Raw genomic sequence first — 824 nt, forward strand, 5'->3', positions numbered from 1 at the left:
CGGTGGAGCTGCATGACAAAGTCATCGGGCATTATCTGAACATAAAACACTATCAATAAGTTGGAGTCATTACCGGAATGTTGCAGCGATAAATTTCAGAACTTCACAAATAGCAGGCCATACGGTTGCCCAGTCAAATATTCCTGTCCAGCCGACGCCATTTTCAGCAAGCCCGGTTAACGGAATAGCCCACACCGTACCAAAGGTCTGAATAATACCCAGCAAGAACGTACAGATAATTACGGAACGGTATCCGCCCATGCGGTTTGCTAATACGCCAATTGGACCGCCAGAGAAAAACAGAGGTACAAAGCCAGGCAATACCATAATTGGGCTGTGAACCAGTAATAAGATCCCCATCGAAAAAATGGTGCCAAAAGTACAGAAGACGAAGCCTAACGTTGCGGCATTGGGTGAAAAAGGTAACAGCGCTGCAACATCGACAGCAGGAATAGCGTTAGGAATAAAGCGATCTTGCCAGCCTTTAAACGAACCGTTAATTTCGCCCACCATCATGCGCACACCCTGCAGCAGAATGACCATATACATGGAGAACTGTAAGCCAAGGTTGATGATATAGATGTACCAGGGCTTGCCTTTCGCCATTAACTGGACATTATCGATACCCGTTGATAGCAAGAAACCACCGACAAACAGCGTCATCACAATGGCGATAGCCGTTACGTTATGGTTAAAAATCGCCAGCCACCCGGGAAGTTTCAGGTTTTCAGCATCGTGCTTTTCAGAGTGATGCTGCCAACTTACTGATTTAGTGTATGATGGTGTTTTTGAGGTGCTCCAGTGGCTTCTGTTTCTATCAGCTG

The 824-nt window shown here is 46.2% G+C and carries 2 protein-coding genes; one reads left to right on the forward strand and one right to left on the reverse strand.

Annotation, left to right across the window (positions count from 1 at the left end):
* Positions 1-2 precede the first annotated feature (2 nt).
* A complete protein-coding gene (locus tag OQV04_RS25415) occupies positions 3-59 on the forward strand; it encodes an IS1 family transposase (protein ID WP_003032489.1) in 57 nt (18 codons plus the stop codon).
* Positions 60-69: 10 nt separating this feature from the next.
* On the opposite strand, the gene OQV04_RS24800 is transcribed toward OQV04_RS25415, so the two are convergent.
* Positions 70-824: PTS transporter subunit IIC (locus OQV04_RS24800; protein ID WP_332643252.1), on the reverse strand; the 755-nt coding region annotated here is incomplete at its 5' end.

This window comes from Escherichia sp. Lx600-2 (assembly GCF_036662595.1).
GTDB classification, from domain to species: Bacteria; Pseudomonadota; Gammaproteobacteria; order Enterobacterales; family Enterobacteriaceae; genus Escherichia; species Escherichia coli.